Genomic DNA, 18948 nt, shown 5'->3' on the forward strand with positions numbered 1-18948 from the left:
GAAATTGAATTATTTTATGCTTAATTGAAATTAAAAATGAGTAGTATAGGCTTTGTCCTGTCTGCCGACAGGTAGGTACGCTAATAAATTTTAGTAAAGAGTAAACATAAAGAAAACGATTTAATTGCGACATTATCTGTTTAATTTAGTAATAACCCTTATAACTAACTATGACCAAACGTATTTTATTTATAGAAGACGAATTTTTAATCGCAAAAGACATTCAGCTTTTGTTACAAAAAAATGAAAAATATCAAGTGGATGTTGCGAAAACTCCTCGTAAAGCCTTGGAGTTATATCAAGCTCATGAGTATCATTTAATCATATCAGATATTAATTTGCAATGTGAGAAAGATGGGATTGAAGTCGTAAAAGGTTTAAAAGAGATACGAACGCTCCCTGTAATTTATTTGACTGCGTATAAAGAAGCGTCTTTTTTAGAACGCGCCAAAGAAACGATGCCATTTGCCTACTTGTTAAAACCTTTTCAAGAGGAACAATTAAAAGTGACGATTCAATTATCGCTATTAAACTATCAAAATACGATAGAAGGAAAGCAAGAAGATATTGAAAATACCAAGAAAATAGAAAACCTAACGACTAGAGAAAAAGAGGTCTTGATTACTTTAGCTACTGGGAAAACGAGTAAAGAAATTGCCGATACCTTATGTGTTTCTTACCATACCGTAGAAAAGCACAAGAAAAACATTAAAGAAAAACTAGGTTTTCATACCATAGGCGAATTGGTGAAATTTACTTTTTCTTCTAAATTATATAAAGTCTATTAGTACTTGGCCGTTTTGTTTTGTTGATTGGTTTGTTTTAAAAATTCTCTGAGATCGTTATTTGACGTTTTTAAATCCGCTTGACGGAGATACATCATATGTCCGCTATGATACGTCTTAAACTGCATTCTGTCTTTTAACTGTCCGCTTGGATCAATTTGACTCATCGAATATTTGGAGTGAAAATACGTGGTAGCACCGTCAAAATAACCCGTTTGGAAAAGAATATTTAAGTAAGGATTTTCTGCCATCGCTTTTCTCAATTGCTCACGGGTGTTATTGCCGCGGTTATCCCAAGGATGTACGGGCCCAAACATATTGTATTTTAAATCGGTTTTAAAGTTGAGGTGCTCTCGCATATAATAGTTAATGGCTGGCGTAAAAGAATGCAACCACGAAGTAAGCTCTGGACTGTAATCTGGGCGGTTTCCAGCTAATTTTCTATCGATTCCTAGGTAGCGAGAATCTAATCTACCAATGGTATTCCCCGATTTATCTCTGAGCAACTCTTTCCAAAAAACCGATGAAGGAAGGTCTAAATTATGTTGAAGAATCACTTTTTTAGAGATACCAGTATAAGTGGCCATTTGCGTGGCCATTTTTTCCTTTTCGGAAGCCGAGAGAAGAGAACCTTTGGCTAAAGCCGGAAGTAATACATCTAAAGCATAGGTTTCTATTTGAGGTAAAATGTTCTCTAATTCTTTCTGCTGAAACTCTGGAGATAAAGCTTTATGGTACCAAGCTGCGGCTGTAAAATAAGGTAAGAATAGGGAAGAGGATAAGGCGGTGTCTGCATCGAAGCTAAGGTAATCTGCCGGGGACACTAAAATAACGCCGTTAAGGTACATCCATTGTTGCTCTTGTAATGCGAGGGCAAGACCAGAAACTCGGGTTCCGCCATAGCTTTCTCCAATAAGGTATTTCGGCGAAAGCCAAAGATTGTTTCTGCTTACAAAATTCTCTAACCAAGCCGCTAGGTATTTGATATCTGCATTAATCCCAAAAAACAAGTCTCTGTTGGGCTCTTTATCATCTACTTTTAAGGTTCTTGAATATCCTGTATTTACCGGGTTGACATATAAAATATCGGCTACATCTAAAATGGAGTGGGGGTTATCTTTTAAACCATAAGGTTGCACGGGATAACCTTCATCGCTAATATTTAAAATTTTAGGTCCGGTATAAGCGATATGCATCCAAGCCGACGCAGAACCAGGACCACCATTAAAAGAAATGACTAAAGGTCTTTTCCCGTCTTCTTTCTGATTCTTTTTCTTATATAAAGTATAGTGCAATGTGGCCATTGCTTTATTGTCGCTGTTCCAAACAGGTTGCATCCCGGTCGTTGCTGTGTAATCTAAGCTAGAACCATTGATTTTAGCAGTATGCTGTGTAGTTATAGTGGTGTCAATAGGAATCTTGATCTCTTGAGCGAAAGTTGTAAAGGAGAAAAGAATGAATAAAAGAGCAAAGGTTTTGAGATGCATAATGCGATAGGTTTGAAGTTTAAAAACCTTAAAAATAATCAATTATAAATAGTTAAAAGGATGCAAATTGATATATTATTAACGCTTGTAAAAATTACAAGTCCTACCTTATCGATCAACCTAAACCAAAAACTATGTCATTACTTACTATTATTTTAAATATTTTATTACCACCATTGGCTGTATTTTTAAAACACGGCTTAGGAACTGAGTTTCTTATCAGTTTACTTTTAACTCTTGTGGGATGGTTACCAGGTGTGATTTACGCCTTTTATGTAAATAGCTAATCCTCATACAGGATTCAATTGAAGGAATTCCGTCTGTACCCAAACAGGCGGTTTTTTTTATACTATATTTCAATCATCAGGCTATTAAGAATCAAGTCTGATGTCTTTTAATGCCTGCACCAATGGAATGGGTGAGTAGGTCTTATATCTTAGTCGGACACGACTATTTCTCAATCTTCTTTACGCTTTATGTGCTCTATATTCTTTCGAATCTTGTAGATGTTCTTTTTTTGCTCTTGATTGTCACTAGCCATATCATCTATATAGCTATAGATTTGGTTGACTGCAATTTTATTCTTCCTAATTTGATCTCTCAGTTCTACTTTTTCAAACATTTCAAAAGCAACTCTTTTTAAAAGAGGTTTTAATTTTTCTGAAAGCGAATCCATATGTTTTTTTAACACATAACCCGATGTTCCCGCAAGAATCGTATTCTCTGCCACGGCTTCATCTTCTATAGACCCAGTGATAAAAATAAAGGGAATACTTTCATCTGTTTCTTTGGTGATATGTAGAATGTCTAAGCCTGTACAAGTGGGTAAGTCATAGTCTGAGAGCACTACATCTGGAATAAAATCCTGAAGTGCTTGCGTCGTATTTTCCAGATTATCGACTATTTTTAACTCAAAATTTTCTATAATTTTTTGGAGATGAAGCTTAATCAATTCAGCATCCTCTTTAGCACCTTCCACCATTAAAATTCTTAGCTTGGTAGTAATCATAAATCCAATCTTGTTAAAGATAATATTCGATAGAAAACAGTAGTATCCTGCGCAAAGGTAGTGAAGAAAGTCTTTTTATGCGCTACAATTATTGATCACTCTTATATGTTGAAGAAGATAAATGTTTTCTTACTTCGCTTTTAGTTTAAAGTAAAACGTACTACCTACGCCCACTTGAGATTCTACCCAAAGGCTTCCTTTATGTAAGGCTACAATTTTTTCTACGTGGGCTAAGCCTACACCGGTTCCTTCATATTTCTCTTGTGTAGGAACACGGTTAAAAATGGTAAAGATATTCTTTTGATCTTCTTGTGAAATACCAATCCCGTTATCCATAATGGAGAAGATGTAGTAATTTCCTTCCTTAAAGGCAGAGATTCTAATTTCGGGTTCTTTGTCTTTTGCTTTGTACTTAAGAGAATTGCTAATTAAATTTTGAAACAACAAACGGAGTTCTACCTCATAACCTTTGATTTTCGGAAGATTTCCTGCAAAAATTTTGGCGTGCGTTTCTTTAATTCTTTTCCCTAAATCATATTTAACAATTTCAACAATTTCTTGGGTGTCTACCCATTGTTTTTTAGTGCCTCTTCCTATTCTAGAATGTTCTAATAAGGCTTTTATTTGTTGCGAAAGCCTATCAGATGCTTGGTCGATATAAGAGATGTATTCTCGGCCTTTATCATCTAACCGGTCTCCGTATATTTTTCCTAGAATATCGCTACCAAATTTAATGGTAGATAAGGGTTCTTGTAAATCGTGAGAACAAATGGACACGAATTGCTCTAAATCTTTATTGGCACGCTCTAAATCTGCCTTTTGCTTGTTTAGCTTCTTCTGAGCCTCTTTTAATTCAGAAACATCTACACACGTAAAACGATTGCTTATTCCGTTTCCATGTTCATCCAGCTCCACCGTAGAACTCATCATGATAGGAATAATAAGCCCATCTTTGGTAAGCATTTCTAGTTCAATATTTTTTAATTCTCCTTTTTCTTGAAAGACCTTCCCCAGTTTTAATGCTTTTAATTGTGCCTCATCTTCATAAAGATCATACATATTAGACCCAATAATCTCTTCTTTAGAATCATAGCCTAAACGTTCTATCGCTTCTAAATTACACTGAACGATTTTGGAGGTTTTAGGGTTGACACTAAAGTGCATCACAGGATCTTCTTCGTAAAAAGACTTGAATCTTTTTTCGCTTGCCACTAACTTATCTTTAGCATCTTGCAGGGATTCAATATCTACAAAAGTAATTACGATGCCTTCTGGAATATCATGAGAGTTGATAAATGCAGAAATACGTTGTAAGTAGTTTTTTCCTTCTTTAGAGACAATATTTCTTTGCATGGTCTTCCCGGTTTTAAGCACTTTCTTACACCGGTTAATCAAAGTGTTTCTTCTATGAAGACCAAAACTAGTCGTGAAGTTATCAATAGGTCTTCCCACATCTGAATTGATAAGACTAAAATGCTTCTGAATTGCCGGCGTAAATTTTCTTATTTTTAAATCCTTGTCGAGAAAAATAGTACCTATTTCGGTACTCTCTAAAAGATTATTCATATCCGCGTTAAGCTCGGCCAAGTCTTCCATTTTTTGAACATTCTCGGCATTAACGGTATTTATCTCTTCATTTACGCTTTGTAGTTCTTCATTGGTACTTTGCAGCTCTTCATTGGAAGCTAAAAGTTCTTCATTCGCAGATTGTAATTCTTCATTGCTGGTTTCAATCTCTTCAAGCGAAGTTCTTAACTCTTCTTTAGTTTTGTTTAATTCTGCTTCTAACTCATGGATATAATCTTTGTGTCTGCTCGAAGTGGTAAGGGTAGAGGCTTTATCAAATTTAGAGTAATCTACTTTTTTCTCTATCAGAGTAATGGTAAAATTAAGCTCTGAATCTAATTCGTTTTCACGGAAGGGTTTTACGAAAATATTGAGCGCTTTTTTCTCTTCATTGTCATGATAGAAAGCATTCTTATACACAATCTCTTGATGCGTTTTAGCAGCTTTACGTACACTCGATAAAATGATTGGTTTTAACTCATCCCCAAGCATGTCTAATAGGTTAACCGAAAAACCTTGAGTAGGTAAGTTAGCGTATTTTCTAAATTCGCCTATGGCTTGTAAAATATTATAGTCTTCATCTATAAAAACGCTTGCGCTTCCAAAATGATCTAAGACCGTTTGATTAAAGTTTTCTAAGAACCTTCTTTTTCTAGTATTCATTCTATTTGGCCTTTCTTGAACTCGTTGTTTTTTTAAAGGGTGAATTTGATTGGTAGAAGCCTTTAAGGTTTCGGTTTTTAGTCTTCGTCTAGGGGAGGTGTTTCTAAATATTTTCCACTTGCGGTTGATGGCTTCAAAATTCTCCCGATGTGTTTGAATGCTTTCACTGGTTCCTAAGACTAAAATCCCATCTTCTTCAAGTCCGTAATGAAGAACATTTAAAGCTTTTTGCTGAATACTTGGCTGAAAATAAATCAGTAAGTTTCTACATAAAACCATGTTCATATTGCTAAAAGGCGGATTCTTAATGATATTGTGTTTAGAGAAAATAATCATTTTGCGAAGTTTCTCTATGACTTGATATCCGCTAGGAGTCGTAGAAAAATATTTTTGGAGCAAAAAAGGTTCTATTTCTGCAACACTGCTTTCGTTATAGGTGGCGTTGCTGCCTATGTTAAGGTGATCTTCGGCAATATCTGTAGCGAAAATTTTAACCTCTATATTTTTTTCTTGATTTTCTAACTCTTCCTGGATAAGTATGGCTAGAGAGTAAGCTTCTTCTCCTGTGCTGCAAGCCACGTCCCAAATTTTCAGGGTTTCTCCTTCGTCAATTTTTGCAACTAACTCAGGAATTACCTGCTCTCTCAATACTTCCCATACTTCAGTATCTCTAAAAAATTTCGTAACTCCTATTAGAAACTCTCGTGCTAAACAATTGATTTCTTTCTCATCAGACTTTAAAAGAGTGAAATAGGCATCAAAAGAAGCGCATTTGCATACGTGTATTCTACGCAATAATCTTCTAGACAGCGTAGAGTATTTATATTCCGTAAAGTCTAAACCAATGCTTTGGTCTACTATATGTAGAATTTTAGACATGATAGCTTTATTGTAACTAACCTCTGTATCTTTATTTAATTGGAGAGATTGAGAGGCTCTGATAAAGCTCTTAATTTCGTCGCCCATATCTTCTACGGGCAAAATATAATCGACTAAGCCAGTTCTAATAGCACTTTTAGGCATACCGTCAAACTTAGACTGGGTAGGCTCTTGTACCATCACCACTCCATTGTTTTCTTTTATAGCCTTAATACCGCTTGTCCCATCACTACCAGTTCCGCTTAAGATAATGGCTATGGCCTTTTCTTTTTTATAGGGAGCTAAAGACTCTAAAAAAATATCTATAAGTAAATTTAATTTTTGATTTTTAGGTTTTTCCAATAGACGGAATCTTCCTTCCTCTAAAATTAAATTATTTGCAGGAGGAATTAAATAAATATGACCTGGTAAAATTTCAGAATTATCTTCAATTCTCTTAATCTTAAGCGAGGTGGATTTTGCAAGAAGCTCTGCCATCATACTTTTGTAATCTGGCGATAAATGTTGAATAACGATATAGCTATTGCGATCGTTTTTATGTAGATTATTAAAAAACATTTTTAGAGCCTCAAGGCCCCCTGCGCTTGCGCCAATAGCAATAATATGTTGATTTAAAGCCAAACTATTTTTTATCATGGTAGAGACAATAATATAAGGTGGGTAAAATTACTAAATCTTGACAATTCAATGATAATTAAAATACGTATAAAAGTACCAAATAAGTATACTTTTATGAAGCGTATACTTACTGCTTAGGGATATGTGTATTTACTAAGTTAATGTATTCTTTTTTAGCTTGCTCAGGAGTCAAGTTTTTTACCTGAAAAATAGCATTCATCTTAAAGGCCGAAATAAGTTGTTCATCATCTGGGTTGGCTAGATTGTAGAACGTAGAATCATTAGTAGCTCTTTTATAGTAGGCATAAAAATGAAGCATTAAGTCGGGAGGAAAACGAAGTTCAGTATGAGTAGCTCTTTCATAAGCTTCCTGAAACTCTTTCTCTAGTTGTGCAGTTTTATCAGTCATAGCTTAGTTTTTGGCAATGATGCTTACTCCCCCTTTTACTTTCTGATTCAGTTTTACGTTGAGTTTTGTTTTTAAAGGAAGGTATAAATCTACACGAGAACCAAATTTAATAAATCCGCTATCCTCACCTTGTTTAGCTTTATCACCAACTTTAGCATAATTTACAATCCGTTTTGCTAAGGCTCCGGCTACTTGTCTGTATAAAATTTCTCCAAATTGGTTACTCTTAACCACTACGGTGGTTCGTTCGTTTTCTTCACTTGACTTAGGGTGCCAAGCCACTAAATATTTTCCTGCGTGATATTTACTGTAGGTAACAATTCCGTTAACGGGATATCGAGTTACGTGCACATTAATAGGGGACATAAATACAGAAACCTGTAACCTTTTTTCATTAAAGTATTCTTTTTCAAAAACCTCTTCAATCACTACTACCTTTCCGTCTACAGGAGATACGATGCTAGAATCACTGACCACTGTTTTTCTCTTCGGATTTCTGAAAAACTGAACGATAAGCAAGAAAAAAACAGCTGTGACTATTAAGATTGTGCTTTGTAGCCATAGGGGATTAATAAAGTTATAGCTTATCATATTAATGATTATAAAAGCTAATAATGAAAACCCTAATATTCTATAACCTTCTTTATGAAACATAATTATATAAAAAGTAAATAAGTATAAACAAAAGTACCTGCAAACAGCACACTATCCAAGCGATCTAGTAACCCTCCATGTCCTGGCATAATTGCACCGCTATCTTTAACGTTTGCTTGCCTTTTTAGTTTAGATTGAATTAAGTCACCATAAGTCCCAAAAATACTTACCAATATGCTAAGTACAATCCATTCTCCGTAGGTAAAAATAGGAATATAAAGTGAAATTACATAACCCGCTGCAATGCTAAAAAATAACCCCCCTAAGAAACCTTCTATTGTTTTATTGGGAGAAACTCTTTCAAAGAGTTTGTTTTTGCCAAAGTTCTTTCCTACTAAATAAGCAAAAGTATCATTAACCCAAATAAGAATAAAGATCGCAATGAGCAGTTCTGGTTGGTATTCATCATTCTTATCAAAAGGGATGAGTGTTATAAATATAAAAGAAGCAATGAGGTAAAAGATGACCACAATGTATTTCTTTTCTTGAAAAAGCGGAATTTTTCTTATGATAATAAGATCCCTTAATAGCAGAACCTTTACCAATAAAGTGAGTACTAAAAGAATATTTAATGCGTAAATATTAAGCTTGAAGATACTGAAAAAAGCAAAAAAACCAATCAGTAAAGCGTAAGAAAGATAACTGTTTAGTTGAAGCAGTTTTTGAAGTTCATGAACGCAAATAAGTCCGAAGATTAGAAATAAACCCCAAAAGGTGAATTTAGATACGAGAACGGCCGCAATTAATATAACAATGTATAAGGCCCCAGATAAAGTCCTCGTTAAGGTTTCTTTCATACTATAAGTCTTCTAATAGCAGCAAATATAAATTTTTAGAAGGACTACCATAGCTCATAAAATCACTTTCTTTTTTATCTTCAAAAGTTTTAATGGTAGTAATATTAGAAGGAATCTTATTCTTGCTTTTATTCTTTATACCTCTTAAGCCTTCTCCTATGGTGTCTATAAGCTGACTTGTAGCTGCGAGAATGATGAAATCATGAGGCAATTCATTTAATTTTTTTTCTCCTATCTGATTCGAAGAAATTAATAAGGCACCCGTATTCGCAATTAAGTATTCGCAAGTAGAGAGAAAGAAATTTGAAGTTGAACTTTTATTAAATTCTAATCCAAAATCTTTAAAAGTATCTTTTAAATTTTCATCAAAGCAGCAAACGGGAGAGCCCTCTTCATTGTTCCAATCATTTTCTTTAAGAATAGAGTAGAAGGTATCTAACATCTCTTCTTTATTGCTACAATACAAGAATTTACCTCCATTCTTTTTAAAATTGACCATAAAATTCTCGTCCGTAGGTAATTTCTCCTCGGGCATGAACTTGCTTTGGTCTTTTTGATTAGGATTCTCCTCTTTTTCTGATTTAAATTTGAATCCTAAAAGTTTACTAAATATACTCATATTCAGTGGGTGGGGTAAATAAATTAATGATGCTATCAATCAAAGATAAAAAATATAGATTTAGTCACGTGACTAAATCTATATTTTTTAAGATTCGGGATTATTGTTTTCTTCAATGCTATCTTCCTTAGCGGAAAATACTTCAGGAGAAGGAGTTTCTTTCCCATCTTTCTTGTCATAGGGACGGTCTCCAAAGATACGTTGTAAATCGTCTTTAAAAATCACTTCCTTATCTAATAAGATTTCAGCCAACTGCGTAAGCTTATCTTTATGTAATGTCAATAAATCTATCGCTCTCTTATATTGTTCTTCAATAATGTTAGAGATTTCTTTGTCGATCAACTCAGAGGTCTTCTCACTATAAGGCTTGGTGAAGTTATATTCATTTTGTCCAGAAGAATCATAATAGGTAAGGTTACCTACATTTTCATTAAGACCATAGATTGTCACCATGGCTTTTGCTTGCTTAGTTACTTTTTCTAGATCACTTAATGCTCCTGTAGAAATCTTATTAAAAATCACTTTTTCTGCAGCTCTACCCCCCATAGTGGCACACATTTCGTCCAACATTTGCTCTGTACGAACAATAAGTCTTTCTTCAGGTAAATACCAAGCCGCTCCTAAAGATTGTCCTCTAGGTACGATAGTCACTTTTACTAGGGGAGCCGCATGCTCTAACATCCAACTTACCGTAGCGTGACCCGCTTCGTGAAAAGCAATAGCTTTCTTCTCGTCTGGCGTAATAATTTTATTCTTTTTCTCTAGTCCACCTACAATTCTATCTACAGCATCTAAGAAATCTTGTTTTCCTACGGCCTTATTTCCTTTTCTAGCTGCAATTAAAGCTGCTTCATTACAAACATTGGCAATATCTGCTCCAGAGAAACCGGGAGTTTGCTTAGCTAAGAATTCAGTATCTAATTCATCAGCTACTTTCTTAAGAGGTCTTAAGTGCACTTCAAAAATCTCTTTACGTTCTCTAATGTCTGGTAAATCAACATAAATTTGTCTGTCAAAACGCCCTGCTCTCATTAAGGCCTTATCCAAAACGTCAGCACGGTTGGTCGCCCCAATAACAATTACATTGGTATTGGTACCAAAACCATCCATTTCTGTCAGTAATTGGTTAAGTGTATTTTCTCTTTCATCGTTAGACCCACCTAAATTTGATTTCCCTCTTGCTCTACCAATGGCATCGATCTCATCAATAAAGATAATAGAAGGTGATTTTTCTTTCGCTTGCTTAAATAAATCTCTTACTCGAGAAGCTCCAACACCTACAAACATCTCTACGAAATCTGATCCTGAAAGCGAGTAGAAAGGCACTTTTGCTTCTCCTGCAACTGCTTTTGCTAATAAAGTTTTTCCTGTTCCTGGAGGACCAACTAATAAGGCTCCTTTAGGGATTTTTCCGCCTAGAGCGGTATATTTTTCGGGTGTTTTTAAGAAATCTACAATTTCTTGTACTTCTTCTTTTGCCCCTTGTAAACCGGCTACATCTTTAAATGAAGCTTTAACATCGGTGTTTTTATCAAAGAGTTTGGCTTTAGATTTTCCTATGTTGAAAATTTGTCCGCCAGGACCGCCGCCGCCGCCGCCGCTCATTTTTCGCATAATAAAAATCCAAACTCCAATAATTAGAATAAAAGGAAGTAGCGACCAAATAAGGTCTCCCCATACATCAGAGTGGGTCTCGTTTACTCTTATGGTATCTAGGTTGTACTCGTTTTTAATTTCGTCAAAATCATTTTCAAAATTTTGGAGATCTCCAAGTTCAAACGTATAATGTGGAGTTTCTCCACCAGGGAGAAGTTCCTTTTCCTTATTTTTCTTGTGTTTAGGTAGCTGCTCTGCTTTTTCAGTTAAGTAAACGTTGGCGGTTCTTTTATTAATCACCACTACTTTTTTCACTTCTCCTTCTTTAAGGAAAGATTCAAATTCGGCAATGTTAGTTTTGGCAGGTTCGTTAAAACCGCTTCCGCTGAAAAAATTGATTCCTAAAAAAATAAGTATAATTCCCGCATAAATCCAATAGGAATTGAATTTAGGCTTTTTACCGCCTTCGGGCTTTTTGTTTTCTTGTTGCTTAGCCATTATGTGTGGGTGCTAGTAATTTAGTAATTTGTTTCTATAGTGGTCGATTTGGCATCTCCCCAAAGTCCTTCGATATCGTAAAATTCTCTAATGTGTTTTTGAAAAACGTGAACTACAACATTAACATAGTCAATAAGGACCCATTCGGCATTTTCAGTACCCTCTACGTGCCAAGGCTTGTCTTTTAGAGACTTGCTTACTCCTTTTTGAACAGAGTTAACAATAGCGTTTACTTGGGTGTTGGAAGTACCATTACAAATTACAAAATAGTCACAAACCGTATTTTCAATCTCGCGAAGATCTAGTATTTGAATGTCATTACCCTTAACATCTTCCATACCTTTTATGATTTGAGTTAGGAGTAGGTCTGTGTTATTTTCAGTTTTTATCATTAAATTTATTTATTTTGTGCAAAGTTATTATTTTTTGCTCTTTTTTTGCATTGTTAACAAAAACTTATCGTTCTATTATCAACACTTTTTTTATGAAGAGTATCAAAGTCCGTACCACCCCATCTACTAATGTTTACTTACGAGAGTTATATCGCGCTAATCCCAGTATAAAAAACTGTTATGTAGTAGCCGAAAATCAAACTCAAGGTAGAGGGCAAATGGGGGCGAATTGGAACTCAGAAAAAGGCAAGAACCTAACCTTTAGCGTGCTCTTAGATGGTTTAAATCTTAAAATAGAAAACCAGTTTAAGCTAAGTGCCATAACTTCTTTGGCGGTCTTAAAAGTGCTAAAGAGGTTAGGGATTCCTAATTTAAAGGTAAAATGGCCTAACGACATATTGGCAGACAGTTTTAAGATTTGTGGGATACTCATCGAAAACATATTTAGCAATCAAAAAATTAACACTGTGATTATAGGAGTTGGGCTCAATGTGAACCAAGTAAATTTTGATTCTTTGTACCGGGCTTCTTCCTTAAAAGAGCTTACGGGCGTTCATTATGATTTAGACAACGTGCTTAGGCAATTGGTGCAACAGATAGAAAAAGATATGTATGAGTTTTTACCTTTTTCTCATGAAACGATTTTAGACAAGTACCACAAGCATTTGTTTAGAATCGAGAAAGCTTCTACCTTTCAATTTCCCGACGGAGAGCGAACTACGGGGATTATAAAAAAAGTCTCCAAACAAGGTTTGTTAGAAATCTTGTTTGAAGACGAGAAGCTAAGCTCTTTTGAAATCAAAGAAATTAGGCTGCTTTATTAAAGCTTGGCCATATTCTCACTCAGTGCATTGATAAAGTTTTTTAAAGGAATTTTAATCATCATCGCCATCATGCTATTAAATTCACCGTCAAAAACAAGTTGTACTTCGCTTTCCGCGGAAGCGATTTCAGCAATATTGGCGGTAAGCGTAAACGGAAGCTTTTCACTTTTAGCTCCCAAAACCACTTGCTCGAAAGGAGTAGTCTCCTTGATGAGAAGTTTAATTTCTGGCATTCCTTTTAATTGAAATAAAAAACTATCCTCGCCCTTTACCTCAAATTTCTGTATAGAATCTGGCATAATGCTTTCGTAATTCTTTACTTCGGTAAGAAAGTTGAATAATTCTTCCTGACTTTTATTTACCTTATTTTTTTCACTTTCTAAATGCATGTTTATAATTTTGGACTCCAGGTGGAAGGATTATTTCTCCAGTTTTGAAGTGTTTCTAGTTCTTTTTTGTTTAAATAATTGGTTTCGAAAGCTTGCTCTATAAGGGCAGAGTAGTCGCTTAGCGTATGCAATTGGATGTGTTCTTTTTCAAAATTTTCTTTTGCCACATCAAAGCCATAAGAGAAAATAGCCAGCATTCCTTTTACATTACAGTTGGCTTCTTTTAATGCTTTTACCGCATTAAGACTACTTTTCCCTGTGCTAATTAAATCTTCGATAACCACTACATTTTGTCCGCCTTCTAAGTGACCTTCAATTTGGTTTTGTCTTCCGTGCTTTTTAGCTTCCGGTCTAACGTACACAAATGGAACCCCTAAATATTCGGCAACTAGCATTCCAATTCCTATGGCTCCTGTTGCTACACCAGCGATTACATCGGCTTTGCCGTAAATTTTTTCTACCTGTTTAGCCATATGGTCTCTTACGAAGTTACGAATGGGCGGGTAGGATAATATAATTCGGTTATCACAATAAATAGGTGACTTCCATCCACTAGACCATGTAAATGGTTCTTGCGGGTTTAATTTAATTGCCTTAATTTGCAAGAGTAATTCGGCTGTTTTTTTTGCGGCTTCTTTATCTAAAATCATTCTGTAAATGTATAAAGTTTTTGTAAATGATATTCCATTAATTCTTTCAACAGAGAAAGATATAGGAAATCAATATACGTCTATCCCAATTAAAACGGCGAAGATAAAACGTATTATTAAAAAAGTAAGTAAAGGTGAACTTTTTTATGTAAATCTTTATCACGAAAATGAAGAACAGCTTCTTAAAACGCTAAAAAAGAAATTAAAGACCATTGTTGCAGGTGGCGGATTGGTGTACAACCAAAAAGGAGAAATTCTATTTATTAAGCGTAATGGAAGATGGGATTTGCCTAAAGGTAAAGCCGAAGACGGCGAAAGTATTGAGGAAACCTCCATACGCGAAGTAGAGGAGGAGACCCAAGTGGAAGGCTTAGAGATTATCAAATTGCTGCAAGTGACTTATCATATTTTAAAACGAAATGGAGAATATAAGTTAAAAGAAACCCATTGGTTTGAAATGAAAACTAGTTTTGAAGGGGAGCTAGTGCCTCAAAAAGAAGAAGGAATTAAAAAAGCGAAATGGAAAAACTTTGAAAAAAGTCAAAAAGCACTTCAGAAGTCTTATGAAAATATAAAGCTTCTTTTTCCTAAAGAATATTTAATTCAGCATCCTAAAAACCGGATAAAGTAAATGAGCTTTTTCGTAATGGGGACTTTTCTTATGAATCCAATCCAATTGCGCATACCAGCTATTTCTAAACGCTTTATCTTTAGTTTTTTTCGCTTCAAAAGCTTTCTTTACGGAAGGGTTTTCTTGTAAAAATCTTAAGGCCACCTCTTCAAATACATACGGAGAGAAGCCTTCTTTTTGCTGAAGAATAGAATCGAAAAAATTCCAATTAAAAAATGAATCTACTGCGGAAGGCTCTAAAGTCTCTAGTAAATACCGCATTCCAGCTTGGTGCGTAGGAACAATCAAATCTCCTTTTCTAAACTTTATGTTGTTAACTGAAGCTGTGACGCTCGTATTTTTGTGAAGGTAATGTCCTTCATAAGGATTGGACAGAGTTTCAAAATCTTTGATTCTATACGTCTCTACTTCTATGAGGCTGTCTTTTTCTAAGATTTGAAATTCAATCTGGTTGGCTAAAAGTCGGTCTTTAATAGGCCACCAGCCTTGCGGAATCACATAAGCTTTGGGAATAGAAATACTGTCTTGGGCCTGGAAGTAATCATAATAAGAGACCTCTTTATTAAAAGGCTTGTTCTTATTGTATTTAAGTCGGGGGAGTTGGGTTACTTCACTTTTAAGATTTTCGGCTTCATAGCCTTTAAAATCGATGGTAGTAAGCGTATCTTTATTCACCGTATAATTAATAGGATAGAAGTTGGAGTCTTCAACGTATTTTTGATTTTCTGTGCGGAGTTTTTTAATGCGGCCTTCGCTATTTTCTATGATATCTATACAGGTAATCATCAACTCATACGTGCTTTCTACTCGTTGGGAGTAGGGTTTCAGCATATGAGTTTCTATCATCAACCCCAGTGTGTTCCATAAAGTCGTATATCCTGTAGAGTATCTTGGGTTATCTAAAAACTGAGAAAAACCTTTTTCAGGAACTTCATTAAACACGTTGACATAAGGCGTAATGGGAAGTCCTTTTACAGCCAAGCTATCTTCCAGTTGAATCATAAAATCTTCTTTCAGGTATTTCCCTAAAGGACCTCCTAATTTATCGTGCTGGGTAAGCAAATGGGTAAGGGTGTATTGATAATCGGCGCCATTGCTTACATGATTGTCGATAAAAACATCTGGATTTATTTGATGAAATACTTCCGCGAAAGCGAACGCATTTTTAGAATCCATTTTAATAAAGTCACGATTAAGGTCGTAATTTCTAGCATTTCCTCTAAAACCGTATTCTTTGGGTCCGTTTTGATTGGTACGAGAAGTGCTGTTTCTAGTTAAGGAGCCTCCTACATTATAGATAGGTATCGTAGCGATGACTGTATTTTTTGGCGCTTTTAAAGAATCTTGAGCAAAATCTCGTAACATCATCATGGTGGCGTCTATCCCGTCACTCTCCCCAGGATGAATCCCATTGTTGATGAGTAAGACGGTTTTGTCTTTATGAATACTGTTCCAATCGAAATTACTTTCTGGGTTATATATGACTAGATGTAAAGGTTTGCCGCTATCGGTGGTTCCTACCTCTTTCATTTCGATACTGGTATAGGCATCGTCTAATTGAGTGTAGAAATCTATCACTTCTTGGTAAGTTCCCGTTTCTTGACCATTTGATTTTTCGAAGGTGGTAGATAAGTCATACTCTTTGCTTATTTTGTATTTTGATAGGTCACAGCTAGTTAAGATGACTATAGTAAGGGTTAAGATGCTTATATTTTTCATAAAGGATAAAATTTCAGGTAAAAGATGTTGAATTATGAAACTAAATTAGTAATTTAGGCGCTTACAAACTTATAAACCCAAATTAAAATGAAAAAAATTACTTTATTGGCAGCTGCTTTTGTAGCAAGCTTATCAATTCAAGCGCAAACAGTTATTACTCATTCAGTAGAGCAAACAGTAACGGAAAATAATACTGTTGCTTGTCCCACAGAGCCAACTGTTTACCAGCGTGTATTTGATTTTGAGAATGAATTTAACATTACAGATGGTTTTGAACTTACAGCTGTAGAGTTTGGAGTAGAAACTATTGATGCTTCACCAGTTACTTTAAACATTTATTTATCTGATGGAACTAATCCAACTACTTCAGATTTAACAAATATAGTTTCTGAAGAAGTTACTTTAACAGCAGCGGATGCTGGAACTGTTGTTTCTTATACTTTAGCTGCTCCTTTAACTGTTCCTGCAAGCTCAATTTTGGTTGTTGAATTAGCTGAAGCTGCGGATGGAACTGTATTTAGAATTGGATCAAACCAAGCAGGGCAAACTGCGCCATCTTGGATAATTAGTGATACTTGTGGAGCTGACACTGTTGAGGCATTAGGTTTTACAAATCATTATGTAATGAACCTTGTAACAGATGCTACCTTAGCTGTAGATAGCGCAATCGCTTCTCAAATTTCTATGTACCCTAACCCAGTAAACAATGTATTAAATATTAGTGTTCCTTCTTCTATTCAAATTGAAGGTGCAACGATGTATGATATCTTAGGAAAAGGTACTCAAGTAGAAGTTTCTGCTAACAATACAATTAATACTTCTTCTTTAGCTTCTGGTGTTTACTTATTAACCATCAACACTAACGAAGGAAACATTACTAAAAAAGTAGTGAAGCAATAAGCTTTAAAACTTTTAGATAAATTAAAAGCTCCCAATTGGGAGCTTTTTTTATGACTTCATTTAATCGATTAAATGAATTAAGACTTCACTCTTACCGAGTCTGGCACCAGCATGGTATAATCTCCATGGTTTCTAATCACATCTCTTACAATAGAAGAAGAGATGTAACTTTTACCACTAGAGGTTAAAAGAAATACAGTCTCTATTTGTTCTAATTTTCTATTGGTATGCGCAATTGCTTTTTCAAACTCAAAATCGGCAGGGTTTCTAAGTCCTCTCAAAATAAATGGAGCGTTTTCTTTAATACAAAAATCTACCGTTAGGCCTTCATAGGTTTTTACTACGATTTTAGGCTCATCTTTAAAAGCTTCTGTTATAAACCGCATTCTCTCTTCTAGAGAAAACATATATTTCTTGTCGGCATTAACACCTATGGCTAGGATCACTTCATCAAAAAGTTGAAGACTGCGTTCTATAATGTCATAATGTCCCAAGGTAATAGGATCAAATGATCCTGGAAAAACTGCTTTTTTCATTGAACTATTATTTTCTTGAAGTTACTAAATTATTAACTAATAGGGTCCCTTTATCTAATACCAAATTAACATGTAGTGTCACATTTTAACTCGTTCATTTTCCTCCGTCCGTTCCGGTCGAACGAGTTGCTCATAACTTTCATAGCTACAGCTATGCCAACTAATCGCAACGTCATAGAACAAAAAAGCAACTTCGTTTTCTCTACGACATTATAAAATTAAATTGGTATAAGAGCATTTTCTATCACGTTAGTGAACAAATCTTTCAAGGTGATCCCTGCTGCTTTGGCTTGTTGTGGTAAGATACTAGCTTCACTTAAACCAGGGCACGTATTTACTTCTAAGAAATGAGGTTCGTTATTGTGAAAAATAAATTCCGCTCTCGTTAAGCCTTTTAGCTTTAAAGTTTTAAAAATTTTAATGGCTTGACGTTTAACTTCTTCCGTTTGTTCTTTTGTAATATTTGCCGGTGTAATTTCTTGAGACTGTCCTAAATACTTTGCTTTATAATCGAAAAATTCATTTTCAGAAATGATTTCAGTAACAGGTAAAGCTAATACTTCTCCATTGTAATTAATCACTCCTACAGAAACCTCTGTGCCGTCTAAAAAGGATTCAATAATCACTTCTTCATCTTCTTTATAAGAAAATTCAATGGCCTCCAATAAATCCTCTTTCTTTTTTACTTTAGAAATCCCAAAGCTGCTTCCTGCTTTATTGGCTTTTACAAAACAAGGTAAGCCTACGGTTTCTATAATTTCATCCTCAAAAATTTCATCTCCTTTATTGACAAAGTAATTGGTGGCGGTTTTAATGCTATAGGCTTTTAAGATGCTAATGCAATCTCGTTTGTTGAAGGTTAACGCCGATGAATAATAATCGCAAGAAGTTTGTTTCATATGAACCGTCTCTAGATAAGCGGCAAATAAACCATCTTCTCCAGGAGTACCGTGAATAATATTAAACACACAGTCAAAGTTTATTTTTTCACCTTCTACAGTCGTTGAAAAATCTGATTTGTCTATTTGGTATTTCTTGCCGTCATTGGTAAGGACAAACCATTCGTTTTGTAGAATATGAACCTTAAAAGCCTGGTACTTTTCTTTGTCCATATGATCATAAACCAGTTGGCCACTCTTTATAGAAATTTCGGCTTCGTTGGAATATCCACCCATAGCGATGGCTATCGTTTTCTTTTTCATAAAATCACTATTTGATAATATAATAATATCGCTTGTTAAATCGCTACAAAAATAAGGGTGTTTTTATATCTTTGCTCCATAATTTGTCATAATAATGAGCTTCATAAAATTTTTATTCAGTAAAG

The 18948-nt window shown here is 34.9% G+C and carries 19 protein-coding genes; 5 read left to right on the forward strand and 14 right to left on the reverse strand.

The features are described from left to right. The first annotated feature begins 170 nt into the window (after nucleotides 1–170). Entirely contained in the window at nucleotides 171–788 is a 618-nt protein-coding gene (locus RBU60_RS05000) for a DNA-binding response regulator (protein WP_308863596.1), read from the forward strand. Here RBU60_RS05000 and RBU60_RS05005 read toward each other — a convergent pair. After that, nucleotides 785–2272 (reverse strand): S10 family peptidase, encoded by a 1488-nt coding sequence (locus RBU60_RS05005; RefSeq protein ID WP_308863597.1) that lies wholly within the window; start codon nucleotides 2270–2272, stop codon nucleotides 785–787. The two genes, RBU60_RS05000 and RBU60_RS05005, sit on opposite strands and share 4 nt — an antisense overlap. 134 nt (nucleotides 2273–2406) lie before the next feature. On the opposite strand from RBU60_RS05005, the gene RBU60_RS05010 reads away from it, so the two are divergent. Next, nucleotides 2407–2559, forward strand: coding sequence for a YqaE/Pmp3 family membrane protein (locus RBU60_RS05010; protein WP_308863598.1), 153 nt, complete (start codon nucleotides 2407–2409; stop codon nucleotides 2557–2559). 170 nt (nucleotides 2560–2729) lie between these two features. Here RBU60_RS05010 and RBU60_RS05015 read toward each other — a convergent pair whose 3' ends face one another. The 8 genes from RBU60_RS05015 to rsfS form a co-directional block, all read right to left on the reverse strand. Next, a complete protein-coding gene (locus tag RBU60_RS05015) occupies nucleotides 2730–3281 on the reverse strand; it encodes a response regulator (protein WP_308863599.1) in 552 nt (183 codons plus the stop codon). Between the two features lie 129 nt (nucleotides 3282–3410). Further along, on the reverse strand, nucleotides 3411–7010 hold the full coding sequence (locus RBU60_RS05020) for a CheR family methyltransferase (protein WP_308863600.1): 3600 nt from the start codon (nucleotides 7008–7010) through the stop codon (nucleotides 3411–3413). Nucleotides 7011–7134: 124 nt separating this feature from the next. Further along, a complete protein-coding gene (locus tag RBU60_RS05025) occupies nucleotides 7135–7416 on the reverse strand; it encodes an acyl-CoA-binding protein (RefSeq protein WP_308863601.1) in 282 nt (93 codons plus the stop codon). Nucleotides 7417–7419: 3 nt separating this feature from the next. After that, nucleotides 7420–8070 carry a phosphatidylserine decarboxylase family protein gene (locus RBU60_RS05030; RefSeq protein WP_308863602.1) on the reverse strand — a complete coding sequence of 217 codons (651 nt, stop codon included), beginning with the start codon at nucleotides 8068–8070 and terminating at the stop codon, nucleotides 7420–7422. A 2-nt stretch (nucleotides 8071–8072) separates the two neighbouring features. Beyond that, nucleotides 8073–8867 carry a phosphatidate cytidylyltransferase gene (locus RBU60_RS05035; RefSeq protein WP_308863603.1) on the reverse strand — a complete coding sequence of 265 codons (795 nt, stop codon included), beginning with the start codon at nucleotides 8865–8867 and terminating at the stop codon, nucleotides 8073–8075. 1 nt (nucleotide 8868) lies between these two features. Continuing rightward, a complete protein-coding gene (locus tag RBU60_RS05040) occupies nucleotides 8869–9486 on the reverse strand; it encodes an LUD domain-containing protein (protein ID WP_308863604.1) in 618 nt (205 codons plus the stop codon). Nucleotides 9487–9573: 87 nt separating this feature from the next. Then, the gene (gene ftsH, locus RBU60_RS05045) at nucleotides 9574–11580 is read right to left on the reverse strand and encodes an ATP-dependent zinc metalloprotease FtsH (protein ID WP_308863605.1); all 2007 of its coding nucleotides are present in this window, start codon (nucleotides 11578–11580) and stop codon (nucleotides 9574–9576) included. A 20-nt stretch (nucleotides 11581–11600) separates the two neighbouring features. Next, a complete protein-coding gene (gene rsfS / locus RBU60_RS05050; protein ID WP_308863606.1) occupies nucleotides 11601–11972 on the reverse strand; it encodes a ribosome silencing factor in 372 nt (123 codons plus the stop codon). A gap of 92 nt (nucleotides 11973–12064) precedes the next feature. On the opposite strand from rsfS, the gene RBU60_RS05055 reads away from it, so the two are divergent. Further along, nucleotides 12065–12796, forward strand: coding sequence for a biotin--[acetyl-CoA-carboxylase] ligase (locus RBU60_RS05055; protein ID WP_308863607.1), 732 nt, complete (start codon nucleotides 12065–12067; stop codon nucleotides 12794–12796). On the opposite strand, the gene RBU60_RS05060 is transcribed toward RBU60_RS05055, so the two are convergent. Next, the gene (locus RBU60_RS05060; RefSeq protein ID WP_308863608.1) at nucleotides 12793–13185 is read right to left on the reverse strand and encodes an SRPBCC family protein; all 393 of its coding nucleotides are present in this window, start codon (nucleotides 13183–13185) and stop codon (nucleotides 12793–12795) included. The two genes, RBU60_RS05055 and RBU60_RS05060, sit on opposite strands and share 4 nt — an antisense overlap. 2 nt (nucleotides 13186–13187) lie before the next feature. Next, nucleotides 13188–13835, reverse strand: coding sequence for an orotate phosphoribosyltransferase (gene pyrE, locus RBU60_RS05065; protein WP_308863609.1), 648 nt, complete (start codon nucleotides 13833–13835; stop codon nucleotides 13188–13190). Nucleotides 13836–13842: 7 nt separating this feature from the next. Here pyrE and RBU60_RS05070 point away from each other — a divergent pair, with 7 nt between their 5' ends. Further along, complete coding sequence (locus RBU60_RS05070) at nucleotides 13843–14466, forward strand: NUDIX hydrolase (RefSeq protein ID WP_308863610.1); 624 nt, start codon at nucleotides 13843–13845, stop codon at nucleotides 14464–14466. On the opposite strand, the gene RBU60_RS05075 is transcribed toward RBU60_RS05070, so the two are convergent. Beyond that, on the reverse strand, nucleotides 14434–16185 hold the full coding sequence (locus RBU60_RS05075; protein ID WP_308863612.1) for a M14 family metallopeptidase: 1752 nt from the start codon (nucleotides 16183–16185) through the stop codon (nucleotides 14434–14436). The genes RBU60_RS05070 and RBU60_RS05075 overlap by 33 nt on opposite strands. An 87-nt stretch (nucleotides 16186–16272) precedes the next feature. On the opposite strand from RBU60_RS05075, the gene RBU60_RS05080 reads away from it, so the two are divergent. Beyond that, nucleotides 16273–17085: a T9SS type A sorting domain-containing protein gene (locus tag RBU60_RS05080; RefSeq protein WP_308863613.1), complete on the forward strand. Its 813-nt coding sequence runs from the start codon at nucleotides 16273–16275 to the stop codon at nucleotides 17083–17085. Nucleotides 17086–17162: 77 nt separating this feature from the next. Here the strand turns inward: RBU60_RS05080 and coaD are convergent, their stop codons facing one another. Then, the gene (gene coaD / locus RBU60_RS05085; RefSeq protein ID WP_308863614.1) at nucleotides 17163–17621 is read right to left on the reverse strand and encodes a pantetheine-phosphate adenylyltransferase; all 459 of its coding nucleotides are present in this window, start codon (nucleotides 17619–17621) and stop codon (nucleotides 17163–17165) included. A 218-nt stretch (nucleotides 17622–17839) separates the two neighbouring features. After that, nucleotides 17840–18823: a D-alanine--D-alanine ligase gene (locus RBU60_RS05090; RefSeq protein WP_308863615.1), complete on the reverse strand. Its 984-nt coding sequence runs from the start codon at nucleotides 18821–18823 to the stop codon at nucleotides 17840–17842. Between the last annotated feature and the right edge of the window lie 125 nt (nucleotides 18824–18948).

The organism is Mesonia profundi, assembly GCF_031085155.1.
Lineage (GTDB): Bacteria > Bacteroidota > Bacteroidia > Flavobacteriales > Flavobacteriaceae > Mesonia > Mesonia profundi.